This window comes from Acidovorax sp. GW101-11A03 (assembly GCF_059424825.1).
The window spans coordinates 1-3,694 of sequence record NZ_JBWKZU010000127.1 but is presented as its reverse complement, the minus strand read 5'-3'; the positions used below and the strand labels follow the sequence as shown (position 1 = coordinate 3,694).

Sequence of the window (3,694 nt, the reverse complement as noted above, 5' to 3'; positions counted from 1 at the left end):
TTCAGGGCCGATCAGGAGCCTGCGAGGCCTTTTATCTTTACGAGCCTCTCGCATGACATCGTCGTGCACGAGACTACGCACGCTTTGCTAGACGGACTCCGCGCTGGCTTCATGAACTTCTCCGGACCTGATCAGGCTGCATTTCATGAAGGTTTCTCGGATGTTGTCGCGCTGCTGTCGATCTTCTCGCTCAAGGAAATCGTTGAACTTGCTTTGACCCAGTTCAATGATGGAACCAAACGCGTCGCCACCAAGAGCAGGGGCAAATCTCTGATTCATCGAAGGGCGCTCACTGCCAGCGCGTTAACCGACAGCGCCCTCATGGGACTTGCGGAGGAGTTTGGGCGAGCGCTGGGGGGTATGCGAGCGAATGCTTTGCGCCGATCAGTTCGAATCAAGCCCTCACGCGACTTGCTCGACTCTCCAGACTTTCGAGAGCCGCACACCCGAGGGGAAATCCTCGCTGCCGCCCTGATGCGTACGTTCCTTCAGATCTGGCTGCGTCGCATTGAGGAGCTTGGGACCTTTGATGATGGTTACTACAACCTCGTGGAGGTTGCGGCCGAGGGGGCCAAGGTGGCAGACCACCTTCTCACCATGTCTATTCGAGCCCTCGACTATTGTCCTCCTTTGGACTTGGAATTCGGGGACTACCTTGCAGCACTGCTCACAGCAGATGCTGAAATTGCCCCTGATGACAAGCGGTACCACTATCGGAACACTGTCCTAGAAGTATTTGGGTCCTACGGAATAGAGCCTCCTGCGAGTAGAACGGACGCGAGTGGCTGTTGGCTTGGCTTCTCGCAACACGCCTCTATCCAGTATCGGAGGACGAACTTTGAATCCATGCTCCGCGACCCAGAAGAAGTATTCCGATTCATCTGGGAAAACCGAGACGCACTGGGCGTCGACGAGCGGTCCTACACCCAAGTAGTCTCCGTACGCCCCAGCCTACGCATCGGGCCTGAAGGCTTCTTGTTGCGTGAGACCATCTGCGAATACGTCAGCCGCGCCAACATATTCGGGGCGGAGCTCAAGGTTGTTTGCAATGTGGATCCGCGACCACCTGGCGTGAACTCCAATACGGCACTGACTGTCTATGGCGCAGGCACACTTGTGTTTGACCAGTATGGCCAGTTGAAGTATCACATCGCCAGGCAAATGAACGATGGTCAATGGCAGCGCAAACGGCTTGAGTACCTGTTCGGCGAACCCACGGAGGATCCCGAGATAGGCAGTGCCTTTGCCAATCTACATCGAATGCGAGCGCACTGCGCTTCTTGTGATGACACAGGCAAACGGCAGAGAACTTCGTCCAGTCCGCGAGCCAAAAGCGCACAACCTGTATCGCGTCCGATCAAAGGCCAGTTAGGAGGCTCGGCATGAGTACGAACAAGGCGCGTGCGAAGACCGGCGCGGGGGTAAAGGCTCATGCTTTGACGAAGTTCGCCAAGGGCCCGACTCATCTCAATCTGTTCGCCTACCAAGTAGGCTTTGGCGACTGCTTTCTATTGCAGTTCGTGTATGGGGATGGCGACTCAGACAAGCGGCATGTACTCATTGATTTCGGTACCACTGGAGCGCCAGAGGCGGACAGTGGAAAGCTAATGCAGAGAGTTGCGGAAGATATCAGGGAGAAATGTCGGGGAGCGCAACTGGATGCTGTTGTTGCCACACACAGGCATGCCGACCATATTAGCGGGTTCGCCACGAAATCCAACGGCAATGGCTCTGGAGACATCATTCGGGCACTTCAGCCGCGCCTTGTGCTGCAGCCTTGGACTGAGGATTTGGCATTGGCAACGGACGCTACGGGGCCACGCACAAAGAATGCGAAATCCACCGCTGGAAGCACTCGTGCATTTAGCGCGCTTCAGGCCATGAACAACGTGGCGGAGCAGGTCGTCAAGTTGGCCGCTGAGAAGCCAGGAGGACTACCACGAGGCCTAGCTGAACGGCTTGATTTTCTTGGGCGGGATAACACCAAGAACCTATCTGCTGTTGAGAATCTGGCCGGCATGGGCAAGGCTGGAAAAAGCTCGTACGCGTACTACGGCATGGAGGATCCTCTTAAGGATTTGCTACCCGGTGTAAAGACTCACGTGCTGGGACCGCCCACGGTGGATCAAAGCGCGACCATCAAGAAGCAGCGCGCCACGGACAACGATGAGTTTTGGCATTTCCATGCTCGTGGAGTGTCCACGGCAAACTCAATCGACGGCAACGCGCACGGGCCATTTGATGCGAGCTATGTCTTCGCCAAAAAGGGCAAGCTGCCACGAGAGGCACGCTGGGCGGCGAAGCACATCTCCAATGCTCGCGGCGATCAGCTTCTTGGCATTGTCACCATGCTGGACAAGGCGTTGAACAACACCAGTCTTATCTTGCTTTTCGAGGTGGGTGGAAAGCGGATGCTGTTTCCTGGTGATGCGCAGATCGAGAACTGGTCATATGCACTTGAACAGCCCGGGGTTGCGGAGATGCTGGCAGATGTTGATCTCTACAAGGTCGGGCATCACGGGAGCCTGAATGCCACGCCCAAGTCGCTTTGGAAGGGATTCAACAAGCGTGGAAACTTCTCGAAGAAGGACCGCATGACCTCCGTTCTATCGACCATGGCAGGCAAGCACGGCAGCGAAGAGAAGCGAACAGAAGTTCCAAGGAAAACGCTGGTGGATGAGCTGAAACACGATACGCATTTTCACTCCACCCAAGAGCTTCCTATCGATGGGTTGTACACACACGTCCGAATCGATTTCTGAATAGAGAGTGTTGGTGCCGATGCAATCTTGACCAGCTAAACCGCAAAGTGCCAATCCAATATTGACCAGGGTGTTCCACTGACCTGCTGAGAATTTCAGCAGGGATTCAAGGTGATCACCATGGACATGATTGGCAAGGTCAGGCGCATGAGGCTGCGCGACCAACTCTCCCTCAGCGAGATCGCAAGGCGCACGGGTCTGTCGCGCAACACGGTCAAGAAGTGGCTCAAGGCGCCCGGCGATGTTGCCCCGAAGTACGAGCGGGTGAAGCTCGATGGCAAGCTAACTGCGTTCGAGCCGATCCTGCATCAAGCGCTCACAACCGACAGCCATCGCCCCAAGCAGGGACGGCGCAGCGGCCGTGCCTTGTTTGCTCAGATACGGGCCCAGGGCTACCGCGGCGGCTACAGCGCCGTCACCGACTACATCCGTCGCTGGCGGGTGGAGTCGGCAGCCAGTCCGTCCAAGGCGTTCGTTCCGATGAGCTTCGAGCTGGGCGAGGCCTTCCAGTTCGACTGGAGCGTCGAAGCCATGGTCGTCGGCGGCGTGTTCTACAACGTGCAAGTGGCGCACCTGAAGCTGTGCGCCAGCCGGGCCTTCTGGTTGGTGGCTTACCCCAGCCAGGGCCACGAGATGCTGTTCGATGCCCACACTCGCTCGTTCCAGGCACTTGGCGGCGTCACCCGGCGCGGCATCTACGACAACATGCGCACCGCCGTGGACAAGGTGCAACGCGGCAAGCAGCGCACGGTCAACGCGCGCTTCGCAGCCATGTGCAGCCACTACCTGTTCGACCCCGACTTCTGCAACGTCGCCTCCGGCTGGGAGAAGGGGGTGGTGGAGAAGAACGTGCAGGACAGCCGCAGGCGCATCTGGATCGAAGCCGCGACCCGTCGCTTCGGCTCGTTCATCGAACTCAATGCCTGGCTGAG

Annotated in this window: 3 protein-coding genes; all 3 read left to right on the top strand. The window is 57.4% G+C overall.

Annotated elements, in window-relative coordinates; translation table 11 throughout:
* Positions 1-1,386 (top strand): gluzincin family metallopeptidase (locus AC07Z7_RS24910; protein WP_494768019.1); only part of this gene is annotated, 1,386 nt, incomplete at its 5' end.
* Positions 1,383-2,762: an MBL fold metallo-hydrolase gene (locus tag AC07Z7_RS24905; RefSeq protein WP_494768018.1), complete on the top strand. Its 1,380-nt coding sequence runs from the start codon at positions 1,383-1,385 to the stop codon at positions 2,760-2,762. The genes AC07Z7_RS24910 and AC07Z7_RS24905, both read left to right, overlap by 4 nt.
* A gap of 120 nt (positions 2,763-2,882) precedes the next feature.
* Positions 2,883-3,694 (top strand): IS21 family transposase (gene istA / locus AC07Z7_RS24900; RefSeq protein ID WP_494768017.1); only part of this gene is annotated, 812 nt, incomplete at its 3' end.